This is a genomic window from Actinosynnema sp. NPDC004786 (assembly GCF_053601135.1).
Genome location: NZ_JBSGBG010000040.1, coordinates 65358 through 90341, shown reverse-complemented (window position 1 = coordinate 90341; position 24984 = coordinate 65358). Strand labels below are relative to the sequence as shown.

Genomic DNA, 24984 nt, shown 5'->3' with positions numbered 1-24984 from the left:
TGCGCACGGGTATGCCAGCGGGCTTCACGGAACGTGAGCGTTCCGAGATCGGGCGATTCGCGATACATGATCTTCACTCGTGAGCAGGATTCGACCCGCCTAGGAATCGCAGGTGTTTCAAGCTCTAATGATCGACATGACGACAACCCCGCACTATTGCGGACATGCGCATTGGTACCTTCGAGCTAACCTTGACCCGAACCTTCGAACCCGTCCCTAACATGCGCGAAGATCCAGCCCTACGCCGATCCACACCCAGCGGGACGACCACAGGGGGCACCATGATCAGCGCAACACAGTGTACAGGTGCCGATTTCTGCGAGGAGATATCTGGCGCTACCGACACCGCATTCAACCATTTCTACGAGGGGAATCCACCATCACGGCGGGTACATTCGACCGAGAACTTCGAGATCATGGTCGATATGTCACCTCTCACCATCGGCCACCTGCTGCTACTCCCAAAGAAGCACTACCTCTCGTTCGCCCAGGTGCTGGGCGCCTACTCGGACGAGACGGAGGGCTTGCTGGAGCGCGTTGTCGCCCTCTATACGGAAACCTTCCAGAGGCAACCGCTGATCATGGAGCATGGGTCCGGTGCGGACCAGGAGAGCCACGCGTGCATCACCCATGCGCACCTGCACTTGCTCCCGGTCGACGGCACTGCCATGGACGACCTTCTGTTGCGGGACGACCTCGCCTATAAGGACCTGGAGTCCATCACCGAGTTAGCCATGAGCCCCTGGCCCGAATCGAATTACTTCTTGCGCTTCTTCGATCGACGCTGCCGCGTCTACCTGCCCACCGTCAGACAAAAGCGTCAATACCTCCGGTCGGTGGCCGGCGCAATCCTTTCGATCGAGGATCCCGAGTGGGACTATGCGGTCGTCATGCGCAAGGAGGATTTGCGCTCAACAATGAAGATGGTCGCACACTGGTCCGACCGACTCAGCCACAGCCATTCGATTCCGGGAGCATGAGACATGTCTAACGCGCCGGCATTCTCGGACGAACCGACAAGGTTGGTCAATACCATTGTCAGGATCTTCAGCGATCAGGTCAATGAGTTCGCCCCGGTCACTTGGCCGGATCGGAGTAGAGTCGATCTGGTCGTCGGTTCTGACGCCCAGGACGACTGCGCTGTGTTCAGATTCAGTGGCGACCACGACCTTGTGGTCGGTTCAGACTATGTCCGCGGGCCTAAGTTTCGCCTGTACGAGATGGGACACTTGGACGAATACGACCTCGGCTACTATTTGGTGGCCGCGAACGTCAGTGACATCGCCGCTATGGGTGCCACACCGATCGGCGTGCTATCCGTAGTGCGTTATCCGCCAGACATGACGGACAACGTCTTCGAGCGCGTCATGGAGGGCATTCGCGACGCCTGCTCCCTCTTCAGGTGCCTCAACGTCGGCGGCGACATCGGCGGCGCAGAGCGACTCATCCTCTCAGCCACCGCCCTGGGCGTGTGCCCGGGCGGCGGGTCCCTGCTGCGGGCTGGGGCGAAGCCCGGAGACGTCGTATGCCTGACCGCGCCCACTGGCCTCGCTGGAGCAGCGATGGCTTACCTCCGAGCCGGCAGATTGGACGACGCCATAGACGAGCAGCACCTCTCCACGATGTTGACGAACTGGAAACGCCCACAGGCACGAGTCGATGAGGGAGAGGCGCTGCGAGCCAGCGGTGTGGTGACGAGCTGCCAAGACACTTCGGACGGACTTAAGGCCACTCTGGAGTCGATTGCGTCGGCCAGCGGCGTCGGCATCACCGTGCGCGAACAGGACCTACCGGTTCCTGATGCCGTGACGGCCGTGGCCAAGCACCTCGGCCTGGACCCAATGGGCATTGTAATGGGTGACTCCGTCGACTTCGAACTCGTCTTCACCGTCCCGCAGAATGAGGTCGACGCACTCGCCGAGCGGCTCAATTTCTACCGGATCGGCATCGTGGAGCAGGAGCGGGAAATTGCGCTCGCCCGTGCAGACGGCACAACGACACCGCTACCCGGCAAGGCATGGCGTCATGTGCCGGACGAACCGGGTAGCCGCAGGGCGTGAGGCGCGTAACAGCGAAGGCTATCGACAAGTCGTTGCTGCTAATCACGACGTTGTTGCTCGCCGGAAAGACATACAACGTACCGTCCAAGCAGTTCTGGGACGCAGTCCTGTACGACCGATCGTACTTGGTGGTGGTGCTCTTGGGCGTAGCAGGCACATTCGGGGCGCTCACGCCGTTCGAAAGTTGGCAGATGCGGTCGTTGGCAGACCGTAACGTGACGATGCGCAAGCGCGTCCTGTCGACGTTCGGCAGGCTGCTTGACATTGGGGGGCAGGTTAGCCCACCGTTGGCGACCGGCGACCTGGCACTGCACATCTGGCGAAAGCGCAGAACCCTTCGGCATCCCGTACAGGGCGTGCTGAAGCGGGTCGCCACCTATCGGATGGCCTCCTACCCGACCACTCGCAACTTCTCCCCGCGCAAGGGGGTCGGTGTGGTTGGCCTGTGTTGGCTGCGCAACCGCGAGGTCGACTTCGACGTGTCGCCGTTGGCCGCCCAACTGATCGACGAAGCGACGTTCGACCGTTTTGTAGCGCAGCATGGCAAAGAATCGGTGATGAACTTAACCTGGAAGACGTTCGAAGTTGTCAAGCACCGCAGCGCCGTATTCGCTACACCGATAAGGAATGGCCGCAACAAGTTTATCGGCTGCATCAGCGTAGACGCAAGTCACGGCTACGAAGTGTTGCACCGGCGGGAACTACTTGAGGAGATGAGCAACCTCGGCATGGCCATCGGACGCGAGGATTTCGAGTGCACATGACGCAGCCCCAAATCCAGAGTATTGTTGCCAGCACTCGCGTCACGTACAACCGGAATGCTGACGAGTACGCTACGACCACCGGCAATTTGGCCCAGTTCCCAGGGCTTGACCGGGAATTAGACCGCTTCCTCGACGCACTGCCGACGGGCCGCATACTGGACTTGGGGTGCGGCGCGGGCCGCGACACCGAGTACTTCGTCCGTCGTGGCGCGACTGTGATCTCAGGCGACTTGAGCGAGCGCCTGTTGGCCATGACGCGGTCGCGGTGCGCGCCGAAAGGCTCAGTGCAATTCGACTTGATGTCCTTGCCGTTCCGCGACGGCACGTTCGCAGGGGTATGGGCGTGCGCAAGCGTGTTGCACGTTCCCCGCCGCTACCACATCGAGGCGTTTCGCGAGGTCCACCGGGTACTGGTTCCAGGTGGACTGACCGCGATCAGCCTCAAGGAGGGTGACGAGGAAACCTGGATGACAGGAGGCCGACTGTCGTTCCCTCGGTGGTTCTCGCTCCGGAGGCCGGAGGCCGTTGTGCGAGAACTTCACGAGGTCGGGTTCGCCAAGGCTGATGTTCACCCGAGTGGTCGCGGCACCTGGTTCATAGCAGAGGCTACGAGAAGTCAGGACCCCCATTGATCCGGATCGGTGCCGGGCAGTACGTGGCGGACACCGCCTCGGGGATCGGCCACGTCGCCCGGATACCTGGGGATGAGGTGGATGTGGAGGTGGTCTACTGTGCGCCCGGCCGCACGCCCCTCGTTGATCCCGATGGTGTAGCCACTGGGGTGGTACTTGCTGTCGAGCATCCGCTGTGCCAACTTCAGCATGCGGTAGGCCTCAGAGACTTCATCGTCCGTGAGGTCGAAGTAGGACTCCACGTGCCGCTTGGGCACCACCTCGACGTGCCCCTTCGCCGCCGGGTAGTTGTCCCATCTGACGTAGAACAGATCACTCTCACCCAACAACCGGTTAATCGAACCGTCATAAATTTGACAGAACAGGCAACCATTCCTTGCGGTCGCTGAAGCCTCGGCGTCCTTCACCATTGCTGATTGCCCCATCAGGCCCCTCGCCTCGTATGTCGTCACCGACTCGATCGCGTTCAGTTCCACCAGCACGGTCAACCTAGCGTGATCCAGTGTCAAACTGAACCCTTTCTGCAGACTTCGGTCGGGCTCATCCCACGAAATTGCACGCAACACCTGGTCATATGCCCTCAGTCCAGGTGATCATGGAATCGCAACTCCGCGACGTCGGCACAACGAAGTCATGCGGTCGACCACCTCACTCACCGCGAGGTCGGTCGTGTCAATCACAAGCGCATCATTGGCCGGCACGAGCGGTGATGCCGCTCTCGACATATCGGCATCATCGCGACGCACGACGTCCTTCAGTACGTCCGCGTAAGAGCCAGCACGCTCTTGGGCGACGCGCCTGGCCGCCCTAGTCTCAGGTGTCGCCGTCAAGTAGAACTTGACAGGCGCTTCGGGGAAAATCGCCGTACCGATGTCACGTCCCTCGACCACACACCGACCCTGCGCGTCGGCCCAGGCGCGGATCAACTCGGTCACTCGCCTACGAAGCCCAGGGAATTTGGCAACAGCGGAGACTGCAACGTTCACGGCTTCCGAGCGGAGGTCCGCTGCAGTGTGCCGATCAACTGCAAGGAGGCCTGTAGCCCGGTTCAGCTCAATGAGTTCTTCACATAGGGCCACTACAGCGGATTGGTCATCGACGGGAATCTTTCGCTGTAACGCCTCGAAGGCTAGTATGCGATAAGTTCTGCCACTCTCAAGATATTCTAACCCGAATATATCCGCCAGCGCGAGACAGGTGGTAGTCTTGCCAGCGGCGGCGGGCCCGTCCACCGCAACGACCACGTGACCCAAGGCAACATCTGCCATAGTTTCCCCTGTAAAACCATACAACGGCCGGAGCCTGAGCGTCACCAGGGCGCGAACATTACCACGGACACTTTCCGCAATACTGCGGAGATCGCAAACGATTCAAGGTGTTTCCGCTGCACAGAGAGTGCACGCTCCCCGTTGGGGTTACCCAAAAGCCAGCCCAACGAGACACTGTGACAGTCCGTAACAAGCTTGTGAGCTCAAGGAGCTGCCGGCGCATGACAGCAGAGCCAGCCTTACGCCAAGACCTCCGTCGAATGTTGCGCGGATCCGCGACAGCGTGGTCTTGTCACGTAACGGCTGTGGTTGGCACGGGCTCGTCGGCGGCTTCCGATCTCGCCGTAGACGATGACCAGCCACCACCAACACGACCGTAACGACGATCAGGTGTCAGCCACAGACACCCCATCTGGTCACGCCGGGCAGGCCGCGGGGCGGTCGCTGAGGTCCGGTCGAGTCATGGCACCCACAGCACGGGTGCCGACGCGACCACCAGGCGGGGCGCGTGCCGCTGGGTCGGCGCGGGCAGGCTCAGCAGGCCCTCGACCACGTCGGACAGCGAGCCTGTGCGCTCCCACACGATGCCGGGCGGCTCGTCGCCATCGGCGCGCAGCGCCATCGCGTCGGTGCTGCTGCGCACGCGGATGGCGTCGTGCCACCCGTCCGGCCACAACCGGAACCCGTCCACCTCGGTGGGGATGCCGTCAACGACCCGTTGGTGCACGAACTGCCATCCCGCGTCACGGATGGCGACCAGGCCCGCCAAGGCGGGGAACGCGCGCACCGCCGCCTCGTCGCTCATACCGCATTGCTCCGCGCGCTGATGGGGATGCCGGTCCGGATGCCGAGGTGAGGCAGCGGTTTGGCGTTGACGCGGTGCACCACGCGGTGTCCGGTGAACGCTCGCCGACCGTGCAGCCAGCGGTGGTTGTCGAGGATGTAGCCCTGTCCGGCGCTCAGGTCCAGTTCGTGCATGTGCCGGGCGATCGCCGCTCGCAGCGTCGGCAGCCACCGGCTCACCTCGGGCGAGAAGTGCACGAGGTCGTCCTGGCGCAGCCTGATGGTGACCCGTCCGCCGTCGTACTCGGTGAAGATCGCGCCGAGATGACCGGACGCACCGCCGAACAGCACTGACCGGGGTGTGCACAGCGCCGCCAGCGCGTCAGGTGCGGTGTCGGCGAGCGTGTCGTACACCGCCTGTCCGTCGATCAGCACGCACTGACCGCCGCTCGTCGCGGGCTGCGAACAACCCAGGACCAGCAAGGCGGGCGGGTTGGCGACACCGGAGCGGTCCGTGTGCGGCGAAAGCGCGCACGAGCTGAACCCGGCGAACGCGCCGTTCTGCTCGGAACCGAGGTCCACCAGCGTCGTGACGCCGTCCGACGCGCTGTCCCGGTGTGGCACGACCGTGGCGACGGAGCGAGCGAGACGGAGCAGGTCCGCCGAGCCGGCGAGCCCTTCCACCAACACCAGGCCGTGACGGCTCAGAGCGCCCACCACTGCCGACCCGTCACCGGCCGTGACCCAACCGCCATCAAAGGGGTTGTCCATCGCCTCTACCTCCCGAAACGCTTGTTCCGCGAGATCATGGGAGCGCGATCCGCTCCGGCACGTCCAGTGACAACCTGTCAACACAGCGTCGCCGGGCGTCCGGTGATCGGGTGCTACGTTGCGGCGAGCAGATCGCGCACGCCTTCCGGAGGTCAACGCCGATGAGCCAGCCCGTCTACCCCGTCTCGATCAAGGGCGTGGTGGTGCGTGACGACAGGGTGTTGCTGCTGAAGAACGAGCGCGAAGAGTGGGAACTACCCGGCGGCCGGATCGAACCCGGCGAGACGCCCGAGGAGTGCGTGGCGCGCGAGATCGCCGAGGAGACGCAGTGGCAGGTGACCACCGGGCCGATCCTCGACACGTGGATGTACTACATCAACGTGGCGGAGAAGAACGTGTTCATCGTGACCTACGGCTGCTACCCGGACGGTAACGCTGAACCCGTGCTCTCCCACGAGCACAAGGAGATCGGGCTGTTCACCGAGTCCGAGGTGCGCGGGCTGAACATGCCGGACGGGTACAAGCGTTCGATCGGGAGTTGGTTCGCGCGGCTGCGCGAGACCGACCGGGAACTGATCCGGTAGCCGCTCATGACGGGCGGACGCTGCGAGTCGTGCGGAGCCGAGTTGAGCAGGCTCGCGGTCGAGCCCATCTGTCCGACGTGCCACGCGAGCGCACGTCACGCGCCGCCGAACATGCCTGTTCGCCCGCTGACACCGGCAGTGTGGCTGTGGTCGGCTCCCGAGGCGGCAGCGGCACTGAGGACTCGTGACCTGGCGACCATCCTGCGCGTCTACCGCCGGGTGAACGGCCTCAACCAGGAACGACTCGCCGCGCTGCTCGGCTACGACAAGACCTACGTGTCGATGATCGAGACCGGTCGGCGCACCATCAGCGACGTCACCACCCGACGCCACATCGCCCGCGTGCTCGGCCTGCCGATGCACGTGCTCGGCGTGACCGACAACGACGATGCCGACTTCGCCGCGATGATCCAGTTCGGTGACTCGACCATCCGACTCGCCGAGATCGCCCGCCAGTCCGGGCGCGCGGTCGACGCGGTCAACGAGCTGTGGCCGCTCGTCGCCAGGTTGGAGGCACGCGCCGCCGAGGGCCGCGCCGAGCGCGACACGATGATCCTGCTCGGGCAGGGCAGGGCCGCACTGGGCGTCTCGCTGGGAACCGTCCTGCCCGAGGAACGCCTGGCCGCTGCCGCGCGTTGGACCGGCAAGGCCCTCGTCGTCGCCGAGCGGCTGGGCGATCCCGTGTTCCTCGCGCACGCGCTCCGGATGCACGGCAACGAGCTGCGCAAGGCGGACCACGTCGGCGCGGCGATCGCGCGACTGAGCCGAGCTGTGGCCGTGTCCGGTGATCGGGAAGGCCAGGGCGCGGCGTTCGCCCTGCTGGCGCGTGCTGCGGGGGAACAGGGCAACGCGGACCTCTTCGACCAGGCGATCACCGGCTACCGCGACCTGCTCGACGCGGAAGCGGGCCGGGGGATGCTGTTCAACCGGTTCACGTTCCGGGAGATCGAGCTACGCGGCCTGATCTCGACCGGCCGCGCCGCCGAGGCCGTGCGCGCGTTGCAGACCGACGTCAGCGGCCCACCTGTCGCGCCGCAGTGGCACATCATCGAGCGGGTGACTGCCGGGCAGGTTCTGCTTGCGGCGAAAGACCGCGACGGTGCGAAAGACGCTCTCAATACCGCGCTCCTAGCGGCCGCGGAACACCGCCTGCCACACCAAATCCAGCGGACCATCCGCGCAGCCGAGGAAGGCCGTCTTGCGGAGCTGAGCGCGAGTGGGCAAGCCGCCCTTCAGCGCCTGAACGCTCTACTCGTTCCGAGCGACTAATTGCCAAACGGCCCAGCGAAGGTCCAACCCTCGGGAGTGTCCACTGTTAGCCTCGGGATCAGCGCCCGTCTCGGCGAGCATGTCGCGCACGTTGCGCTCTGTCTCACCCATCATGACCAGCCGACCGACTTCGGCGGGACCGTCGTCGGTCGGGATCATGCGTGCCAGCGGTTCGAGGGCCTGCCGCAGCCCCGCCCGGCGGGTCATCTCCCCGGACACAGGAGAGCGCCGCGTTTTCCGTCGCATGGGCTACGCCACCGTGGAGAAGGCACAGGCCGACCTCGACACGGTGCGCGCGCTCCTGGCGATCCCGGAGAATGACGACGACGAGGGCCGCGACGCCATCGCCGCGCTGCTCGTCCAGGTCGCGGCCAACAAGGAGCCGATCCCGGACTACGACGAGACCAAGCGCCGCCTGCGTACCGGGCAGAACGTCGTCAACCGGATCACGGTCGGTGAATGGCTCGATCAGTGGATGGCGTCGGAGCAGCACCGCCGCGCTACGACCGTCGGCTACGAAAGCCACGTCCGCCTCTGCATCAAGCCCAACATCGGCGACGTCCGGATCGACCGCCTGCAAGTCGCCCACGTCGCCAGGATGTTCCAGGCGATCGAGGACCAGAACGAGGTCATCCGGGCGAACAACCTCGACCGCAAGGAACTGGAGGTGCAGATCAAGCGGACGAGCGTCCGCAGCGAGAAGCGCAAGCTGCGCGAGCAGTTGGCGAGCCTGCCGCCGTACCGGCGGATGGTCGGGCAAAGCAGCTCACCGAGGTGGATTACGAGGACGAGGAGAGCGACCCGAAGACGGAGGCCGGAGAGCGGACCGTTGCCCTCGACGCCGCCACGGTGAAGGTGATGAGAGCGCAGCGCGCCTCGGAGCGACTGACGGCAGGTCTGGCGTGGGTGGAGTCCGGGCGGGTGTTCACGCAGAGGAACGGTGAGCAGCTTCGTCACCGACTGGTTCGCCGTGCTGGCCGCTCAGGCCGGTCTCCCGCCGATCCGGCTGCACGACCTCCGTCACGGAGCGGCGACGCTCGCCCTGGCGGCCGGGGTCGAGATGAAGACGGTTCGGGAGATGCCGGGCCACAGCTCGATCACTGTGACGAGTGACACCTATTCGACGGTGCTTCCCGAAGTCGCCCGGAATGCCGCAGAGGCCATCGCCGGTCTGGTCACTCGGCGCGCCGGAACCGATGGGCGCACAACGGCCGTCTCACCGCGAAACGGTCACGAGCTAAGCAGCGAGAAAAGAACAAACCCGCTGGTGGGAGCGGGTTTGAGGTGGCGCGCTCGGCAGGATTCGAACCTGCAACCTTCTGATCCGTAGTCAGATGCTCTATCCGTTGAGCTACGAGCGCATCGTTCTTCAGTTGTCACCCGGCCGAGGCCGGGTGTTGCGGAGGCTCCGGGATTTGAACCCGGGATGGGCGGTAAACCCAAACCGCATTAGCAGTGCGGCGCCATAGACCAGACTAGGCGAAGCCTCCCGGAGCCCTCGGCTACGACGCATAGATTACACATGCCCCCGGCAGTCAGGCAAAACGCCCCCCTCTTAACCGCGTTCCCGCTGGTCAGGGCGGGTACGGGCGGCGTGAGAGGGGCGTTGCGGGCCTGGTCAGGGGGTGGTGGCGTGAGGTAGGTCTCGTGCCAGGTCGAGGAATGGGGTGAGCGACGCCGGGTTGCGCAGGGCGTCCAGGCTGACGGCGCGCTCGGGCGGGGTGCCGGCCAGGATCTTCTTCACCGGGACCTCGCACTTCTTGCCGTTGAGGGTCCGGGGGATCTCGGCCACGGCGACGAACCTGTTGGGCACGTGGCGCGGTGAGAGGTTGGTGCGCAGTTCGGCCCTCAGCCTGGGCTCGACCTCGTCCAGGGTGACGTCGGGGCCGAGGACGAGGAAGCACAGCAGTTCGCCGTCGGTCCGGCCCGCGCCGGACGTGTCGATGACGAGCGAGTCCTCGATGCCCGGCAGGCCCTCGACCACGCGGTAGAACTCGCTGGTGCCCATGCGCACGCCGCCGCGGTTCAGGGTGGAGTCGCTGCGGCCGTAGATGACGGCCGAGCCGCGCCTCGTGATCCGGATCCAGTCGCCGTGCCGCCAGACGCCGTCGAAGGTCGAGAAGTACGCGTCGTGCAGCTTGGAGCCGTCGTCGTCGCCCCAGAAGAACACCGGCATCGAGGGCATCGGCTTGGTGATGACCAGTTCGCCGACCTCCTCGACGACGGGCGCGCCGGACTCGTCGTAGGACTCCACGGCCGCGCCCAGGGCACGGCACGACAGCTCGCCCAGCCACACCGGGAGGTCGGGTGACGCGGCCACGAACGCGGTGCACAGGTCGGTGCCGCCGGAGACCGACGCGATCTGGACGTCCGGGCCGACGGCCGACGCGATCCAGCGGAAGCCCTCCGGGGTCAGCGGCGCGCCGGTGGAGCCGACGACGCGCAACCCGGTCAGGTCGTGGCCCTCGGCGGGGTGCAGGCCCTCCTTCAGGCACGACTGGATGTAGGGCGCGGACGTGCCGAAGTAGGTCACGCGGTGCTGCTCGGCCAGGCGCCACAGCACGCCGAGGTCCGGGTGCGCGGGGCTGCCGTCGAACAGCACGATCGTCGACCCGACCAGCAGGCCGGAGACGAGGAAGTTCCACATCATCCAGCCGGTGGTGGTGAACCAGAAGAACCGGTCGCCCGGACCGAGGTCGCTGTGCAGCGCCAGCATCTTCAGGTGTTCCAGCACGATCCCGCCGTGCCCCTGGACGATGCCCTTGGGCAGCCCCGTCGTGCCCGACGAGTACAACACCCAGAGCGGGTGGTCGAACGGCACGGGCTCGAACGCCAACCCGGCGTCCGCGTGGTCGGCCAGCAGCGAGTCCCACGACACGGCTCCGGGCAGCGGGCCGCCGCCGACGTAGTCGATCACCACGGTGGCGCGCAGGGACGGGATCGCCTCCCTCAGCCGCTCCACCGCGGGCCGCACGTCGAACGCCCGCCCGTTGTACCGGTAGCCGTCGACGGCCACCAGCACGGTCGGCTCGATCTGGGTGAACCGGTCGGCGACGGCCCGCGCGCCGAAGTCCGGCGAGCACGACGACCACGTCGCGCCGAGGGACGCCGCCGCCAGGAACGCGATCAGCGCCTCGGGCGAGTTGGGCACGAGCGCCACGACCCGGTCGCCCCGCCGCACGCCCAGCGCCGCGAACCCGGCCCGCACGGCGGCCACGCGGCGGCGCAGCTCCCCGTACGTGAGCCGGGACGACAGCCCGTCCTCCCGGTGGAAGATGACCGCCAGGTCGTCGTCCGGGCCTCTCAGGGCGTGCTCGGCGTAGTTCAGCGTCGCGCCGGGGAACCACGACGCGCCGGGCATCACCGGGGCCTCCAGCACGCGGCCGGGCGGGTGGTGGAACCGCACCTCGAAGAACTCCGCGACCGCGCCCCAGAACCCCTCCAGGTCGGAGGTCGACCACTCCCACAGCGACGGGTAGTCGGGGAGGTCCAGGCCCTTGGCGGAGGCGAGCCAGGAGCGGAACGCGGTCATCCGGCTGTCCCGGACCCGGTCGGGGTCGGGACGCCACAGGACTTCCGCCTCGCCGGCGGCGGTGCCGGCACGCATCTCGGTCATACCTGAAGTTCCTAGCCGATCGGACGGCCCGGAACCACAGCGACGGCCCACACACCGGGTCAGTTGCGGCCGGCGCCCGCCACCAGTCCCTCGACCGCGGAGATCAGCCGCGGCGCGTCCGCGGGCGCGACGACGAGCCACCCGCCGTCCTTGCGCACCAGGTACCGGCCCTCGGCGGTGTCCAGCCACGACACGGCCGCGCCGGTGGGGTGCAGGTAGCCGGCCCGGTTGCGGGCGATCACGCCGACCTGGCCGCCGCCGTTGCGCGTGGTCACGGCGCGCATCAGGGTGTTGGCCTCCGGCTCGCGCAGGCCCACGGCGCGCAGCGCGTCGAGGAAGCCCTCCGAGCCGTCGCTCTCGCCCGCCTTGCCCGCGGCCAGGTAGTCGTCCCAGCGCACGTTCACCGACCGGCCGCTGCCGGGCGGCGCGGGCGGCAGGGTGTTGACCGTGGTGGCGGCCAGCGCGGTCGGCCGGAACCCGGCGACCTGCACCTGGTTGCCGAGCCGGCCCGCGAACGCGCCGTGCCACGCCGCGGTGGCGAGGCCGCGCGCCTGCGCGCCGCGCACGGTGAAGAACACCTCCAGGCCGACCTCGAACTCGGCCAGGCCGCGCAGCAGCCCGTACAGCTCCTCGTCGGGCCGCTGCACGGTGCCGAGACCGCGGGCCGCGAGGTCGCGGGACGCGGACTCGACCAGCGCGGCCCGTTCCCGCTGGGTGTGCCCGAAGTGCCGCACGCCCAGCGGGACCGGGTGGGCGTCGCGGTGGACCGCCTGCCAGAGCAGGAAGAACTCCACTTCGCTGAGCCGGAAGACGCGCTCGGTCACAGGCCGATCACCGGTGGTGCGGCCTTGCGGTCGACGCCGAAGACGTTCTCGTCGTCCTCAAGGTAACCGGGGCGGTTGCGGTCCTTCTCACCACCGCCGGCCACGGGCGGCGGGGCGACCATCGGCGCGGCGCCGATCATGCCGGACTGCGGCGTCACGGACTTGGGCGCCTGGAACTGGCTGGTCACGCTGCCCGGGTTGGCGTTCGACCCGCCGCGGTCGGCGCCGAGGGCGCCCGTGGCGCCACCCGGACCGGCCACCGGGCCGCCGCCGCCACCGCCGGACGCGCCGACGGGCGTGGGCATGACCGCGCGGCCGCCGAAGCCGCCCCGTCCGCCGGCGAAGCCACCGCGGCCGAACGGGGCGGAGGACGTGCCGCCGGGCCGCTGGTTCGGGGCCCCCGCGGGCGGGGTCTGGGGGTTCGTCACGACCGGGCCGCCACCACCGCCGCCACCGCCGTCGGCGGGCGGGGTCGGCGTGACCACCACGGGCGGCGGCGGGGGCGGCGCGACGGGGTTGGTCGGCGGGCTGAACGACGGCACGGTCCGGTCGACCTCGTACGAGTTCAGCTGGAACATCGCCATGACCTCGGCGGCCTGGCGGTGCGTCGCGTCGGCGGTGACGACGGAGTCGATCGCGGGCGCGGCGATGGTGTCGATGCCGGTGAACGCGTTCGGCGCGCGGGTGATCGGGCGCGAGCCCGCGACCAGGCCGTCCTCGGTCGTCGGGGTCAACGCGCGCAGGCCGGCGGCGCCGTCCACCGACCGCTCCGCGATCAGCGACGCGCGGGGCGCGGCGATCGGGGTCGGGCCGGCGACCGGGGTCGCGGGCACGTCGGCGACCGGCGTGACCACCGGCGGCGCGGGCGCGGGCGGCGGCATCATCTCGCGGGCCGTCTGCACGTGGTCGATCTCGGTGGCGATGCACTTGGCCACGTTGTCTGCGTGCTCGCTGGTGTTGAGCGCCCACTTCTCGACCGACTCCAGCGCCTCGCGGGCGCGTTCGGCCGACTCGCCGGTCCACGCCTGGCTGGACTGGCTGATCGCCTTGGCCAGCAGCTCCTGCACCTCGCCGAGCGCGAGGCTCACGGCGGCCCAGTCGGCCTGGGCGGCGCCGGCGGCCTTGAGGTCGACCCCCGTGTTGATCATGTCCCACAGCTGCTGGTGGCTGTAGGTCATCCAGTCGACCTTCTGGCCGAGGTCGGAGGGCTTGTCCCGGCCCCCGCCGTGACCCTGGCCCTGGCCACCGTGGTTGCCGTGGCCCTGCCCGCCGTAGCCCTGCCCGCCGTGCCTGTCGTTGCCCATCAGCCCTTCGCCTCCCCCGCGGACCCGAAGGCGTCCGCGGCGTCGTCGTCGGCCCGTTCCAGGTTCCGCGCCGCGTCGCGGATGGTCTCCTCCACCTCGAACAGCACCTGCATGAAGTCGCCGATCACCTTGACCGCCGACTCCTCGTTGCCCACCGCCACCTCGCGCAGCCGGCGGCTGATCGCGTCGCTGACCCAGTTGTTGCCGAACTTCAGCTCGACGTCGAGGTTGTTGACCGCGCGCGAGTGCACGGAGTCGACCACGTTGCGGGCCTTGGCGATGAGCTTGACCAGGTCGTCGACGCCCTGGCGGTCGAGGTCGAGCTGGACGGAGCCCTTGTCCACCGCGTCCAGCGCGGTGGTCGCCTTGTCCAGGTCGGTCTGCGCGGCCTTCGCGAAGCTCTCCGCCTCCGGCTTGGCCACGACCTCGGCGGTCGCGCCCGGGGCGGGCAGGGTGACGGTGGGGGCCGGGTCGGCGACCGGCGCGGGCGCCGGCGCGTCCACGGGCGTCCCGGCCGCCGGCGCGTCCGCCGCGACCACCGGCGGCGCCGGTGCGGACGGCGTGAAGCCGGGCGGGATCTGCACCGTCGGCGCACCCGCGAGTGGGATCGTGTTCCCGTCGCTCATCACTACCCCCTGCACAGCGATTCGCCGCGGGCGCACCGCGCGTTAGCCCGCGACGACCGGAATCAGGCGTTCCGGACGCCTCCCTTAGATGTACCGGGAAGCCCGTTCGGTTCCAAGCCGCCGACCAGAGGCTTAGCGCAGGTGCGAGTCGAACCAGTTCAACGCCCGCTGCCACGCCTCCGCGCCGACCTCCGGCGTGGCGTCGAACCGGTGGCCGGTGCGCGCGAACCGGACGACGTCGGTCGCCACCGGGGCGGCCGCCGCGGCGTCGCGCAACTTCTCCACGTCGCCGACCGGGATCTCGGTGTCGTCGTCACCATAGAGGCCGAGCCACGGGCACGTCAGCTCTTCCGCCACCTCCACCAGCGACGGCAGCCCCTCGGCCAGCGGGTCCAGGATCCCGCCGCCGCCGACGGTCACCGCGGCGCCGATCGTTCGGCTTCCCGCAACCACCATCGCGACCGATCCGCCCAGGTCGAAGCCCATGACGCCCATCCGGTCCCGGCTCACGCCCTGCTGCCCGAGCCACACGAACGCGACGTCGGTGTCGGCCAGCACGGCGTCGCCGGACAACCCGCTCACCATGGCGGGCGCGTCGTCGTCGGACACCTCGTCGTAGAGGTGCGGCGCGACGGCCAACCACCCCTCGGCGGCCAGTCCGCTCACCAGACCGCGGACGGTGTCGGTCACGCCGCGCGCCTCGTGCAGCACGACCAGACCGCCGCGGACGGCGTTCTCCGGCTCGGCGACGGTCAGCCGCAACTCGCGGCCGTCGGTGAGGGAGAGCGTCTCGGTGCGGGTAGGAGTCATGGCACAACCCTTCCACGTGGGGGTGAACGGCAGTCAACGTGAGCATCCGTACGGCAGGTATGCCCCATCCGGGTCTTCCAGGGGCTAACGTCCGGCGCAGAACCCCGAAGGGAGCTTTTGGATGACCGTGCGAACCCGCGCCGACCTCGTCGCCCTGCCCGAGTACGTGCCCGGCCGAACCGTCCCCGGCGCGATCAAGCTGGCCAGCAACGAGGTCTCGGCCGGACCGCTGCCCAGCGTGGTGCGGGCGATCGCGGACGCGGCCACCGCCGTGAACCGCTACCCCGACACCGCCGCCACCGACCTCGTGGCGCGGCTGGGCGACAAGCTGGGCGTGGACGCCGGGCACCTGGCCGTCGGCTGCGGCTCGGTCACGTTGTGCCAGCAGCTGGTGCAGGCGACCTGCGCCGACACCGACGAGGTGCTGTTCGCGTGGCGCTCGTTCGAGGCGTACCCGCTCGTCACCGCGGTGGTCGGCGCGCGGCAGGTCAAGGTGCCGCTGACGGCGGGTCACGCGCTGGACCTCGACGCGATGGCGGACGCGATCACGCCGGCCACGCGGCTCGTGTTCGTGTGCAACCCGAACAACCCGACCGGGACGGCGTCGCGCCGCGACGAGATCGAGCGGTTCCTGGAGCGCGTGCCGTCGGACGTGCTGGTGGTGCTCGACGAGGCGTACCGGGAGTTCGTCGACGACCCCGAGGTGCCCGACGGCGTCGAGCTGGCGAAGGAGCAGTGGGCGGCGGGCCGCGACAACGTGGCCGTGCTGCGCACGTTCTCCAAGGCGTACGGGCTGGCCGGGCTGCGCGTCGGTTACGCGGTCGCCTCGCCCGCGGTGGCCGCGACGCTGCGCAAGGTCTACGTGCCGTTCAGCGTGAACGCCGTGGCGCAGGCCGCGGCGCTGGCGTCGTTGGACGCCGAGGACGAGCTGATGGCGCGCTGCCGCGCGATCGTGGCCGAGCGGTCGCGGGTGCGCGACGCGCTGCTGGCCGCCGGGTTCGAGGTGCCCGTGTCGCAGGCGAACTTCGTGTGGCTGCCGCTGGGCGAGCGGACCGCCGCGTTCAACGAGCACTGCCTGGAGCGCAAGGTGGTCGTGCGGGCGTTCGTCGGCGACGGCGCGCGGGTCACGATCGGCGAGCCGGAGGAGAACGACGCCTTCCTGGCCGCGGCCCGCGCGTTCAGCGGGTGACGAGCTGGACGATGGCCACGACTCCCACCAGCACGATCACCGCGCGCAGCGCGGCGGGTGGGAGTCGGCGGCCGATCTTCGCGCCGAGCTGGCCGCCGATGACCGAGCCGACCGCCAGCAGCAGCACGGCGAGCCACGCGAGGTCGGCGATGAAGATGAACAGCACGCCCGCGACCAGGTTCACGAACGCGGTCAGCACGTTCTTCAGCGCGTTCATCCGCTGGATGTGCTCGTTCATCAGCACACCCATCAGGCCCATCACCAGCACGCCCTGGGCCGCGCCGAAGTAGCCGCCGTAGATGCCCGCGAGGAACACGCCGATCCACAGCGCGACGCCGCCGTGCTCGTGCCGCTCCCGCTCGGCGAGCTTGCGGTTGAGCCAGGGCTGGGCGACGACCAGCACCAGCGCGATGGCGATCAGCACCGGCACGATCGCGGAGAACGCCTTCTCCGGCAGCACCACCAGCAGGACCGCGCCGACCACGCCGCCGAGGATCGAGGCGGGCAGCAGCCGCTTCACCCGGCCCGCCTGGCCGGCCAGCTCGCGCCGGTAGCCGAACGCGCCGCTGAGCGAGCCGGGCACCAGGCCGAGGCTGTTGGACACGTTCGCCACCACCGGCGGGTAGCCGACGGCGAGCAGCACCGGGAACGTCACCAGGGTGCCGGACCCGACCACTGTGTTGATCCCACCGGCGAACACACCGGCCAGGACGACGACGATCGCCTCCAGCGCCGTCACGGCCACTCTCCCCTGGTTCTCGCGGTTCGGTGAGCGACGCTAACACCGCGTCGGGCGGGACGCGGTGTGGCAACCGCGACACCGCGTCCCGCCCGTCGGGGGTTTGGAACGCCGATCACCGCGCCGGACGACGTCCGATCCGACGCGCGCCGACGCCGAACGCGAGCAGCAGCACGCCGACCAGGCCGATCCCGAGCACGCCGGCACCGGTCCTGGCCAAGACCTCCTCGGCGACACCGCCGCCGCTCGCGGCCGGCGGCCGGTCGCCACCGGGGCCGACCGGACCGGCGGGGCCCTCGCCACCCGGCGCGACGGGCGTCGGGTCCGCCACCTCGGGGCCCGGCTCCACGTAGATGTGCTGCGGGTACGTGTTGCCGCGGACGACCCTCAGGAACGGGTACTGCATGGTGGTGCGCAGCTTCCACGGTCCGACCACGACCGGGTCGTAGCTCCCGACCGCCAGGTCCGGGAACGTGAACGTGCCCGACGCGTCGGTCGTCGTCGTGGTGGCGAACTCGCCGGTGTCGCGGTCGAACAGCACGACCTTGACGTTCGGCACCGGCTGGAAGGGCCAGTCGCCGGTGAGCACCTGGCCGGTCGTCGTCCACACCGCGCCCGGCACCTCGGCGCGGTCGCGGGCGAACGGCGAGCCCCGGTCGAAGCCGCCGTCGGCGGAGCGCGGGCCGACGACGCAGTACAGGGTGACGAAGCCGAAGTCGGCCGCCGCCTCCGGGATGATCGCCGACACGTCGGCGGTCCACGTCTCACCGGCCGCGAGCGGCAGGGCCGTGTCATACGCGAGCGGGCCCCACTCCGGGCCGTTGCCCATCTCGTGGCCGTCGCCCACGCCGGTGCACAGCGCGTGGACCGCGAGGTCGCGGCCCGTGCCGTTGACGATCTCGACGTGCACGGTCGGCCGGTCGGTCGGGAGGTACGAGTCCCGGTCGAACGACATGGACACCTTCAGCTCGTCCGAGATCGGTCGGACCAGGCCCGTCTCGTAGGTCGTGTCGCCGCCGGCGGTGACGGTGAGGATCCGGTAGGAGCCCTCGGCCTCGATCCAGCCGTCCCCGTGCCGGGCGTAGACCTCGTAGTTGCCGATGCCCATGCCCTCGACCCGCAGCCGGCCGTCGGCGTCGGTGCGGCCGGTCGGCCACCCGAGACCCGAGAGGCCGCCGCTGAAGCCGACCTCCGCGTCGGGCAACGGCTGCTCGCCCGCGTCGCGCACGCCGTCGCCGTCGGTGTCGGCGAAGACCAGGACCGTGGCGTCACCGGTCGGGTGGGTCACCGCGGCGCTGAGGTCGATGGGCACGGACGTGGAGTCGAACCCGTTGCCGACGATCTTCCCCTTGAGGGTCACCGTCTCCTGGAGCCGCCACGTCGAGGGGTGGCCGACGATCGTGACCTCGTACGACTCGCCCGGCCAGAGGTAGAGGCCGGACCGGTAGCCGACCCCGGGGCGATAGGACGTGTCGAGCGCGCCCCACTGGCTCATGTCGTAGCCCAGCGTGGTCCCGTAGTCCGGCTCGAAGCGCACCTCGGTCCGGTGGCCCGTGCCCGCGTTGGTGACCTTGACCTTCGCGGTCACCGGCTCGTCCACGGCGTAGTGCGCCTTGTCGAAGGAGGCGGTGACCTCCAGCTCCTCGTGCCACACCGGCTCGGTGACGGTCGGGCCGGGCTCCACCGCGAACGTGACGTTCGAGGTGCCGTCGGCGACGACGTCGACGGTGAACCAGCCGTTGCCGGTGGCCCGGTCCCGGTAGTCGCCCAGGACGAGCACCTTCGTCGGGCCGGCGGGCAGCCGGCCGAAGGTGAACGAGCCGCCGTCGTGCGACACCGCCTCGGCGATCCCGAGGCCGGTGCGGCGGCTCAGCGCGACCAGCCGGGCGCCGTCCAGCGGCCGCTCGCCGTCGCCCCCGTCGAACTCCAGCGTGCCCTCGACCGCGCCGAACGCGCCGACCTCGGCGCTGTCCGACCAGCCGATGTAGCCCGAGGTGGCGCGGCCGCTGTTGCCGAAGTTGCACGCGACCGAGATCCGCCCGGCGAGCACCGACTCCTCCGGCACGGTTTCGGTGACGGTGACGACCCTGGTCCCCCCGGCGGGGATCGTGACGCCGGGCCCCTCGGGGCTCAGCTCGGCCCACGCGGGCGAGCGGCCGTCGAGGCCGCCGTCGGACCTGGACTCGTCGCACACCGCGACGACGCCGGTCAGCGGCTCGGCGCCGCGGTTCTCCAGGGTGATCCTGATGCCGACCGGGTCGGTGGGCAGGTAGGTGTCGCGGTCGAACTCCAGGCGGGGTCGCAGCACCGTGGACACCGGCGGGGCGAGCGGGAACTCCAGGTTCGCGGCGACGCCCGACCGGATGGTGAACCACGCGCGGCCCGCGGCGATGACGCCGCCCGGGTCCGGGTAGCTCTGGAGGTAGGCCCGGTAGGAGCCGGTGGGGATGTCGCCGCCGAAGGTGAACCGGCCGGTGGCGTCCGTGCGGGCGTTCAGCCACGTCTCCGGCGCGCCGCCGACGGCGTACACCGGCAGGCCCGCCAGGCCCTCGCCCTCGTCGAACCGGCCGTTGCCGTCGGCGTCGCGGTAGAGCAGGCCGGACGCGGACCCGCGGCCCTGCGGCACGGTGGCGGTGGCCTCGGCCCGGTTGTCGCGGGGCGTCGGGTCGGTCGACGGGTTCTGCTGGAAACCCGTGCGGGCCTCCACGAGGTAGGTCACCGCGGTGGCGCGCGCGTCGTTCTGCCGGCCGACGAGCCGGTAGGTCTTGCTCTCGCCGGGCGCGAGGGTCGGGCCGGGCACGCGACGCAGGTCCGTCTCGCCCGACTTGAGCGTCAGCGTGCCCTGGGTCCACCAACGGACGTCCTCGGCGGGGCCGTTGCCGACGTTGCGGACGGTGACGGTGAAGCCGATGTCGGAGCCGGGCTGGTACTCCGCCCGGTCGAAGGCGATGGACGCCTGGAGGTCCGGCCGCACGGCGGGCGGGAGCGCCAGCGCCCCGACCTCCGGCTCGGTCGCCCCGGTGTCGGCCGGCCGCTCGGCGGGCTCGGCGGGCTCGGCCGGCGTTTCGGTGGTCGGCGTTTCGGTGGTCGGCGTTTCGGTGGTCGGCGTTTCGGTGGTCGGCTCGGCCGGGGTGCCCGCCGGGGTCTCGGCCGGGGTCTCGGCCGGGGTCTCGGCCGGTGACCCGGTCGGGGTCTCGACCGGGGTGTCGGTCGGCGTGGTGGTCTCGGCTGGTGTGGTGGTCTCGGCCGGCGCGGCCGGTTCGGTCGTGGTGGTCGTCGTGGACTCCTGCGCCCACGCGATCGGACCGCTCAGCGCGACGGCGAGCGCCACCGCGCCCGCCGTCACCGCACGTGTCATTCGTCTCGCGCCGTTCGGGCGCGCGACAGCGCTGCTGGACAAGGTGATGTCCCCCCAAAACTTAGGTCCTCGCCCACCGCGGGATGCCGACGTCCCCCGAGCCGCCGCCGGGCAGGGCCTGGTGATTCGCCCGGAAGCTACCGCGTCGGACGATCACCGACCAGCGGATTCACCGGATCTGCACGGGATCAGCCCAGGTCGTCCGTGCCGAAGGTGTCGCAGCGCGCCGGGTCGCCGGTCTCGTACCCGGTCGTGTACCACTTCTGGCGCTGCGCCGACGTGCCGTGGGTGAACTGCGTCGTGTCGATGTGGCCGCCGCCCAGCTCGCCCTGGATGAAGTCGTCGCCGATGCGGGCCGCCGCGTCGAGCGCCGCGTTCACGTCGTCCTGCGTCACGCCGGTGATCAGCGGTTGGCCGGACGCCGTGGGCACGCTCTGCGCGTGGTTGGCCCACGCCCCCGCGTAGCAGTCGGCCTGCAGCTCCAGCCGCACCGAGTCGGACTTCGGCCCGGAGCCCTGGCCCACCCGGTCGGACGTGCCGAGCAGGTTCTGGATGTGGTGGCCGTACTCGTGCGCCAGCACGTACGCCTCGACGAACGGGCCGCCGGTCGCGCCGAACTTCTGTTGCAACTCCTGGAAGAACCCCAGGTCGATGTAGACCTGCGCGTCCGCGGGGCAGTAGAACGGCCCCACCGCGGACGACGCGTCGCCGCACCGGGTGGACACGCCGCCGGAGAAGAAGTTGGTCTGCGCGGGCTGGTAGGTGCGGCCCGAGCGGGCGAGCTGGTCGGTCCAGTACGCCTGGATCGAGTTGATGAACGCGACCGCGCGGCAGTCGGTCTCGCGGTTGGCGTCCGCGCCGGTGCGGCACTTCTCCTTGAGGGACTCGGAGCCGACCTGCTGCCCCTGGCCCACGTCGCCGAACCCGGAGCCGGACGGCAGCTGCCCGCCGCCGCCGAGCTGGGAGAGCACGAAGTAGAGGATCAGACCGACGATGCCGAGCCCGCCGCCGCCCAGGGCGACCCGGCCGCCGATGCCGCGCTGGTCGCTGACCTGCGACGTGTCCAGCTCCGCGTTCTCGTTGAACTGCACCGCGCCCTCCCGACGGAAGCACACCGAACCGCTGGAGCACCGGGCCCGCGCACGGCACGAGCCCGGGTGCGGAGCCCGACGTCGGGGCACCGCACCCGGGTTTTCCCATGTGGAAGTGACGAAACCTGCGTTGGCGGGGTCGGCGTGGACTCCGGTCGGCGCCGACGGTGGAGACGGCGCCCTCAGACTTCCCGGGTCAACATCGTCAAGCGCGGCGATGGCGCGCGTGGCGCCGTGCGCTCGAAACCCCGTCGAAGCCGCTCACGGTCGCGATCGGGCCGGTCTGACAACCGCTCCGCCCGCGGGGTTGCGGCTCGCACGCTGGTCGTCACCGCGAGGACTTACCTGCACCGCACCACCTACCCCTTCCGGGCGTGCCGCCGGCGGGTCGGCTCGGGTTCCGCCGGTGGCAGGTCCTGCTTCGAGCATGCGCCTGTCCGGCCCGATGCACAACCGCTGGGGACGGCCCTGAACTGGTGAAACGAGATTCGCCCGGCCCGGTGCGGCGGCCGTCGCGCACGGTGAGCGGGCCCGTGGGGAGCCCGCTCACCGTGCGTGTCCTCACGGCGTGGTGGTGATGCGGTCCAGCGCCGGCGGGACCGTGTTCGGGTGGGCCGTCAGGTAGGCGGTGAACGCGTCCAGGTCGATGCCGCCGCCGGTGATCTCCGTGCCGCCGGTGAACGCGCTGAACCCGTCACCGCCGCCCTGCAGGAAGCTGTTGATCGTGACCCGGTAGTTCGCGGCCGGGTCCAGCGGCGTCCCGTTCAGGACGATATTCGACACCTTCGAGCCCAGCGGCGCGGACGCCGACCAGGAGTAGGTCAGGCCCTTCGACGGCTGGAGGACGATCTGGCGCTGCTGGCCGTTCACGACCTGCCACTGCTGCTCCAGCGCCGCCTTGATCTGCGCGCCGGTCAGCGTCACCGTCTGGAGGATGTTGCCGAACGGCTGCACGGTGAACGCCTCGCCGTAGGTCACCACGCCGTCGCCCTCGCCGGCGGGCGAGGAGGCGTAGGTGAGGTCGGCGCGCACGCCGCCCGGGTTCATCAGCGCGAGCACCGCGCCGTTGCCCGTGGTGGCGGCCAGCTGCGAGTCGGCGATCAGGTTGCCCAGCGCGGACTCGCCGGCCGGGTTCTGCGCCCGCAGGACGTCCTGCGCGATGGTGCCGACCTGGCGGTTGGCGATCGGGCCGGACTTCGACTTGGCCAGGTCGATGATCGACTGGATGTCCGGGTCCGGGGTGACGTTCCGGGTCACCACGTGGTTGCGCGCGACCGTGGCCGAGCGGATCACGTCGCGGGTGCGCCGGTCGATCTTGAGGTCGACCACGGACAGCTCGCGGCCGAACGCCAGGCCCTCGATGAACGGGCGCGGGTTGCCCGCCGGGTCGGTGACCGTGCAGTTGTAGTGCTGGTGGCTGTGGCCGGAGAAGACGGCGTCGATCTTCGGGCTGACCTTCTCGGCGATCTTGCGGCCGGGGCCGCCGTCGACCGTGCGGCAGTCGTCCGGCCCGCCGCCGGAGGTGTTGTCGCCCTGGTGGACCAGCAGCACGATCGACTTCACGCCGAGGCCGTTGAGCAGGTCGGCGTACCGGTTGGCGGCCGCGATCTCGTCGCCGAACTCCAGCTCCTTGATGCCGTTCGGGTCGACCAGGATCGGCACGTCCTTGAGCGGCATGCCGATGAAGCCGATCGGGATGCCGTCGCGGAACTCCACCCAGAACGGCGGCAACGCCGGGAGCCGGGTCTTGGCCAGCGTGACGTTCGCGCCGAGGATCGGGAAGTTCGCGCCCCGGTAGGAGTCGCGGAACTGGCAGCCGTCGGCCGGGTGGCAGCCGCCGTGCTGCACGCGCAGCAGCTCGCGGTAGCCCTCGTCGAACTCGTGGTTGCCGGCCGCGGTCGCGTCCATGCCGACCCGGTTGAGCACCTCGATGGTCGGCTCGTCGTGGAACAGCGCCGACACGATCGGGGACGCGCCGATCAGGTCGCCCTGGCCGACGATCACCGAGTTGCGCACCTGCGCCTGGAGGTTCTTGATGTGCGTGGCGTTGTAGGCGGCGCCACCCGCTTCGACCTGCGTGCCGTCCGCCAGCGTGACGCGGCCGGACGAGCCGGTGGGCGGCTCGATGTTGCCGTGCAGGTCGTTGATGCCGATCAGGCGGACGTCGACGGTGCGGGCCGGCTTGGGGTCGGCCTGCGCGGGGCTCTGCACGATCGTGACCGCCAACGCCGCCGCGGCGGTCACCGCGAGCGCCGAGGCGCGCCGCGCGGTGCGTCTGAACGAGGTCATGGGGTGGTTCCTCCCTGCGGCGCCCCGGTAGGAGGGCGCGGTACGGCGGAGGAGTTTGCCTCCCGGAGCTGTCCGGCACCAGACATCCCCGTGGATCGTCCGTTAACGGAGATGTGCGGCATAGCCTGGGGAGGTGACTGAGCACGAGCCGCGGTGGCTGGACGATGGGGAGATGCGCGCCTGGCGCAACTACGTGGTCGGGGCGTCCGTCCTCGCCGACCGCCTGCACCGCGAGCTGCAGGACCGGCACGGGGTGTCGCTCGCCGATTACGAGGTGCTCGTGCGGTTGTCCGAACAGCCCGGGTGGCGGATGCGGATGTCGCAGTTGGCGGACGAGGTGGCGTCCTCCAAGAGCCGGGTGTCGCACCAGGTGGCCCGGATGGAGCGGGCCGGGCTGCTGCGGCGTCGGGACTGCACGGAGGACGGGCGCGGGGTGTTCGCGGAGCTGACCGAGGAGGGGATGGCGCTGCTGGAGACGTCCGCGCCGACCCACGTCGAGGGCGTACGGGCGCACATGATCGACCTGTTGACGCGGGAGGAGCAGGAGGTGCTGGCCCGGGTGTTCGAGCGGGTCATCACGCACGTGCGGGGCGTGGACGGGTAACCTGCTCCGGCACACCGGGAAGCGTGGCAGAGCGGCCGAATGCACCCGCCTTGAAAGCGGGAGACGGGCAACCGTCCGGGGGTTCAAATCCCTCCGCTTCCGCAGGTCGGAGGGGGTGCGACCGGGTTCTGACACCTGGCCGCACCCCCTTCTGCGCAGCCACGGGTGCGGCAACGCCTCGGCCCGGTTCGGCGGTGCGGCCCGGTCGGTGCCGGCGGGACGTTGGCAGGCCGGGTGGAGCGGCCGGCGTTCCGGGCGAAGGGGTGTGTCGTGGACCTGGTCAACCGGTACCTCGACCTGGTGGACGACTACATGCGCGACCACCTCGCGGAGAGCGGGACGGCTTCGGCGATGATCAGCGGGCAGTCGGCGGGCAGACCAGTTCGGTAACCGAGCGTGACGG

23 protein-coding genes and 3 tRNA genes are annotated in these 24984 nt (G+C 69.8%); 11 read left to right on the top strand and 15 right to left on the bottom strand.

What is annotated here, in order from left to right; genetic code table 11:
• Positions 1 to 281 precede the first annotated feature (281 nt).
• The 4 genes from ACWEFJ_RS29800 to ACWEFJ_RS29785 are packed head-to-tail and all read left to right on the top strand — an operon-like array spanning position 282 to position 3456.
• Entirely contained in the window at positions 282 to 980 is a 699-nt protein-coding gene (locus tag ACWEFJ_RS29800; protein ID WP_449715726.1) for an HIT family protein, read from the top strand.
• Between the two features lie 3 nt (positions 981 to 983).
• Positions 984 to 2060: a thiamine-phosphate kinase gene (gene thiL, locus ACWEFJ_RS29795; protein ID WP_449715725.1), complete on the top strand. Its 1077-nt coding sequence runs from the start codon at positions 984 to 986 to the stop codon at positions 2058 to 2060.
• Positions 2057 to 2824, top strand: a complete 768-nt coding sequence (locus tag ACWEFJ_RS29790; RefSeq protein ID WP_449715724.1) for a hypothetical protein — start codon at positions 2057 to 2059, stop codon at positions 2822 to 2824. Before thiL ends, ACWEFJ_RS29790 begins: the two co-directional genes overlap by 4 nt.
• On the top strand, positions 2821 to 3456 hold the full coding sequence (locus ACWEFJ_RS29785; protein WP_449715723.1) for a class I SAM-dependent methyltransferase: 636 nt from the start codon (positions 2821 to 2823) through the stop codon (positions 3454 to 3456). The genes ACWEFJ_RS29790 and ACWEFJ_RS29785 overlap by 4 nt, the downstream gene beginning before the upstream one ends.
• Here ACWEFJ_RS29785 and ACWEFJ_RS29780 read toward each other — a convergent pair.
• From ACWEFJ_RS29780 to ACWEFJ_RS29765, 4 genes are all read right to left on the bottom strand, one after another.
• Entirely contained in the window at positions 3441 to 3938 is a 498-nt protein-coding gene (locus ACWEFJ_RS29780; RefSeq protein WP_449715722.1) for an HIT family protein, read from the bottom strand. The two genes, ACWEFJ_RS29785 and ACWEFJ_RS29780, sit on opposite strands and share 16 nt — an antisense overlap.
• A 111-nt stretch (positions 3939 to 4049) precedes the next feature.
• Positions 4050 to 4724 carry a (d)CMP kinase gene (gene cmk, locus ACWEFJ_RS29775; RefSeq protein WP_449715721.1) on the bottom strand — a complete coding sequence of 225 codons (675 nt, stop codon included), beginning with the start codon at positions 4722 to 4724 and terminating at the stop codon, positions 4050 to 4052.
• Between the two features lie 460 nt (positions 4725 to 5184).
• Entirely contained in the window at positions 5185 to 5529 is a 345-nt protein-coding gene (locus ACWEFJ_RS29770) for a hypothetical protein (RefSeq protein WP_449715720.1), read from the bottom strand.
• Positions 5526 to 6278 (bottom strand): TauD/TfdA family dioxygenase, encoded by a 753-nt coding sequence (locus tag ACWEFJ_RS29765; RefSeq protein ID WP_449715719.1) that lies wholly within the window; start codon positions 6276 to 6278, stop codon positions 5526 to 5528. The genes ACWEFJ_RS29770 and ACWEFJ_RS29765 overlap by 4 nt, the downstream gene beginning before the upstream one ends.
• A gap of 161 nt (positions 6279 to 6439) precedes the next feature.
• Here ACWEFJ_RS29765 and ACWEFJ_RS29760 point away from each other — a divergent pair, with 161 nt between their 5' ends.
• From ACWEFJ_RS29760 to ACWEFJ_RS29745, 4 genes are all read left to right on the top strand, one after another.
• Positions 6440 to 6862: an NUDIX hydrolase gene (locus ACWEFJ_RS29760; RefSeq protein ID WP_449715718.1), complete on the top strand. Its 423-nt coding sequence runs from the start codon at positions 6440 to 6442 to the stop codon at positions 6860 to 6862.
• 42 nt (positions 6863 to 6904) lie between these two features.
• Positions 6905 to 8131: a helix-turn-helix transcriptional regulator gene (locus tag ACWEFJ_RS29755; RefSeq protein WP_449715717.1), complete on the top strand. Its 1227-nt coding sequence runs from the start codon at positions 6905 to 6907 to the stop codon at positions 8129 to 8131.
• 244 nt (positions 8132 to 8375) lie between these two features.
• On the top strand, positions 8376 to 8984 hold the full coding sequence (locus ACWEFJ_RS29750) for a hypothetical protein (protein WP_449715716.1): 609 nt from the start codon (positions 8376 to 8378) through the stop codon (positions 8982 to 8984).
• 87 nt (positions 8985 to 9071) lie between these two features.
• On the top strand, positions 9072 to 9461 hold the full coding sequence (locus tag ACWEFJ_RS29745; RefSeq protein WP_449715732.1) for a tyrosine-type recombinase/integrase: 390 nt from the start codon (positions 9072 to 9074) through the stop codon (positions 9459 to 9461).
• On the opposite strand, the gene ACWEFJ_RS29740 is transcribed toward ACWEFJ_RS29745, so the two are convergent.
• From ACWEFJ_RS29740 to ACWEFJ_RS29710, 7 genes are all read right to left on the bottom strand, one after another.
• A tRNA-Arg gene (locus tag ACWEFJ_RS29740) sits at positions 9417 to 9492 on the bottom strand. The two genes, ACWEFJ_RS29745 and ACWEFJ_RS29740, sit on opposite strands and share 45 nt — an antisense overlap.
• 39 nt (positions 9493 to 9531) lie before the next feature.
• A tRNA-Ser gene (locus ACWEFJ_RS29735) sits at positions 9532 to 9621 on the bottom strand.
• Between the two features lie 128 nt (positions 9622 to 9749).
• Entirely contained in the window at positions 9750 to 11747 is a 1998-nt protein-coding gene (locus ACWEFJ_RS29730; protein ID WP_449715715.1) for an acetoacetate--CoA ligase, read from the bottom strand.
• 59 nt (positions 11748 to 11806) lie between these two features.
• On the bottom strand, positions 11807 to 12571 hold the full coding sequence (locus tag ACWEFJ_RS29725) for an ESX secretion-associated protein EspG (RefSeq protein ID WP_378084134.1): 765 nt from the start codon (positions 12569 to 12571) through the stop codon (positions 11807 to 11809).
• Entirely contained in the window at positions 12568 to 13875 is a 1308-nt protein-coding gene (locus ACWEFJ_RS29720; RefSeq protein ID WP_449715714.1) for a PPE domain-containing protein, read from the bottom strand. The genes ACWEFJ_RS29725 and ACWEFJ_RS29720 overlap by 4 nt, the downstream gene beginning before the upstream one ends.
• On the bottom strand, positions 13875 to 14501 hold the full coding sequence (locus ACWEFJ_RS29715) for a hypothetical protein (RefSeq protein WP_378084136.1): 627 nt from the start codon (positions 14499 to 14501) through the stop codon (positions 13875 to 13877). Before ACWEFJ_RS29715 ends, ACWEFJ_RS29720 begins: the two co-directional genes overlap by 1 nt.
• A gap of 132 nt (positions 14502 to 14633) precedes the next feature.
• Entirely contained in the window at positions 14634 to 15311 is a 678-nt protein-coding gene (locus ACWEFJ_RS29710) for a dienelactone hydrolase family protein (RefSeq protein ID WP_378084138.1), read from the bottom strand.
• Between the two features lie 121 nt (positions 15312 to 15432).
• Here ACWEFJ_RS29710 and hisC point away from each other — a divergent pair, with 121 nt between their 5' ends.
• Entirely contained in the window at positions 15433 to 16500 is a 1068-nt protein-coding gene (gene hisC / locus ACWEFJ_RS29705) for a histidinol-phosphate transaminase (RefSeq protein ID WP_449715713.1), read from the top strand.
• Here the strand turns inward: hisC and ACWEFJ_RS29700 are convergent.
• From ACWEFJ_RS29700 to ACWEFJ_RS29685, 4 genes are all read right to left on the bottom strand, one after another.
• Positions 16490 to 17239, bottom strand: a complete 750-nt coding sequence (locus ACWEFJ_RS29700; protein ID WP_378084142.1) for a sulfite exporter TauE/SafE family protein — start codon at positions 17237 to 17239, stop codon at positions 16490 to 16492. The genes hisC and ACWEFJ_RS29700 overlap by 11 nt on opposite strands.
• A gap of 115 nt (positions 17240 to 17354) precedes the next feature.
• Positions 17355 to 20597, bottom strand: a complete 3243-nt coding sequence (locus ACWEFJ_RS29695; RefSeq protein WP_449715712.1) for a carboxypeptidase regulatory-like domain-containing protein — start codon at positions 20595 to 20597, stop codon at positions 17355 to 17357.
• Between the two features lie 188 nt (positions 20598 to 20785).
• On the bottom strand, positions 20786 to 21688 hold the full coding sequence (gene ypfJ, locus ACWEFJ_RS29690) for a KPN_02809 family neutral zinc metallopeptidase (RefSeq protein WP_449715711.1): 903 nt from the start codon (positions 21686 to 21688) through the stop codon (positions 20786 to 20788).
• A gap of 561 nt (positions 21689 to 22249) precedes the next feature.
• On the bottom strand, positions 22250 to 23977 hold the full coding sequence (locus ACWEFJ_RS29685) for a bifunctional metallophosphatase/5'-nucleotidase (protein WP_378084146.1): 1728 nt from the start codon (positions 23975 to 23977) through the stop codon (positions 22250 to 22252).
• 133 nt (positions 23978 to 24110) lie between these two features.
• Between ACWEFJ_RS29685 and ACWEFJ_RS29680 the strand changes: the two genes are divergently transcribed.
• Together ACWEFJ_RS29680 and ACWEFJ_RS29675 are read left to right on the top strand one after the other, a co-directional pair.
• A complete protein-coding gene (locus ACWEFJ_RS29680; protein ID WP_378084148.1) occupies positions 24111 to 24581 on the top strand; it encodes a MarR family winged helix-turn-helix transcriptional regulator in 471 nt (156 codons plus the stop codon).
• 17 nt (positions 24582 to 24598) lie between these two features.
• Positions 24599 to 24683 (top strand) — tRNA-Ser (locus ACWEFJ_RS29675).
• The last annotated feature ends 301 nt before the right edge of the window (positions 24684 to 24984 follow it).

Coding starts and splice junctions, on each gene's coding strand:
- ACWEFJ_RS29800 (WP_449715726.1), top strand. CDS start 282: ATGATCAGCGCAACACAGTGTACAGGTGCCGATTTCTGCGAGGAGATA.
- thiL (WP_449715725.1), top strand. CDS start 984: ATGTCTAACGCGCCGGCATTCTCGGACGAACCGACAAGGTTGGTCAAT.
- ACWEFJ_RS29785 (WP_449715723.1), top strand. CDS start 2,821: ATGACGCAGCCCCAAATCCAGAGTATTGTTGCCAGCACTCGCGTCACG.
- cmk (WP_449715721.1), bottom strand. CDS start 4,724: ATGGCAGATGTTGCCTTGGGTCACGTGGTCGTTGCGGTGGACGGGCCC.
- ACWEFJ_RS29770 (WP_449715720.1), bottom strand. CDS start 5,529: ATGAGCGACGAGGCGGCGGTGCGCGCGTTCCCCGCCTTGGCGGGCCTG.
- ACWEFJ_RS29765 (WP_449715719.1), bottom strand. CDS start 6,278: ATGGACAACCCCTTTGATGGCGGTTGGGTCACGGCCGGTGACGGGTCG.
- ACWEFJ_RS29760 (WP_449715718.1), top strand. CDS start 6,440: ATGAGCCAGCCCGTCTACCCCGTCTCGATCAAGGGCGTGGTGGTGCGT.
- ACWEFJ_RS29750 (WP_449715716.1), top strand. CDS start 8,376: ATGGGCTACGCCACCGTGGAGAAGGCACAGGCCGACCTCGACACGGTG.
- ACWEFJ_RS29730 (WP_449715715.1), bottom strand. CDS start 11,747: ATGACCGAGATGCGTGCCGGCACCGCCGCCGGCGAGGCGGAAGTCCTG.
- ACWEFJ_RS29720 (WP_449715714.1), bottom strand. CDS start 13,875: ATGGGCAACGACAGGCACGGCGGGCAGGGCTACGGCGGGCAGGGCCAC.
- ACWEFJ_RS29715 (WP_378084136.1), bottom strand. CDS start 14,501: ATGAGCGACGGGAACACGATCCCACTCGCGGGTGCGCCGACGGTGCAG.
- ACWEFJ_RS29710 (WP_378084138.1), bottom strand. CDS start 15,311: ATGACTCCTACCCGCACCGAGACGCTCTCCCTCACCGACGGCCGCGAG.
- hisC (WP_449715713.1), top strand. CDS start 15,433: ATGACCGTGCGAACCCGCGCCGACCTCGTCGCCCTGCCCGAGTACGTG.
- ACWEFJ_RS29695 (WP_449715712.1), bottom strand. CDS start 20,597: ATGACACGTGCGGTGACGGCGGGCGCGGTGGCGCTCGCCGTCGCGCTG.
- ACWEFJ_RS29685 (WP_378084146.1), bottom strand. CDS start 23,977: ATGACCTCGTTCAGACGCACCGCGCGGCGCGCCTCGGCGCTCGCGGTG.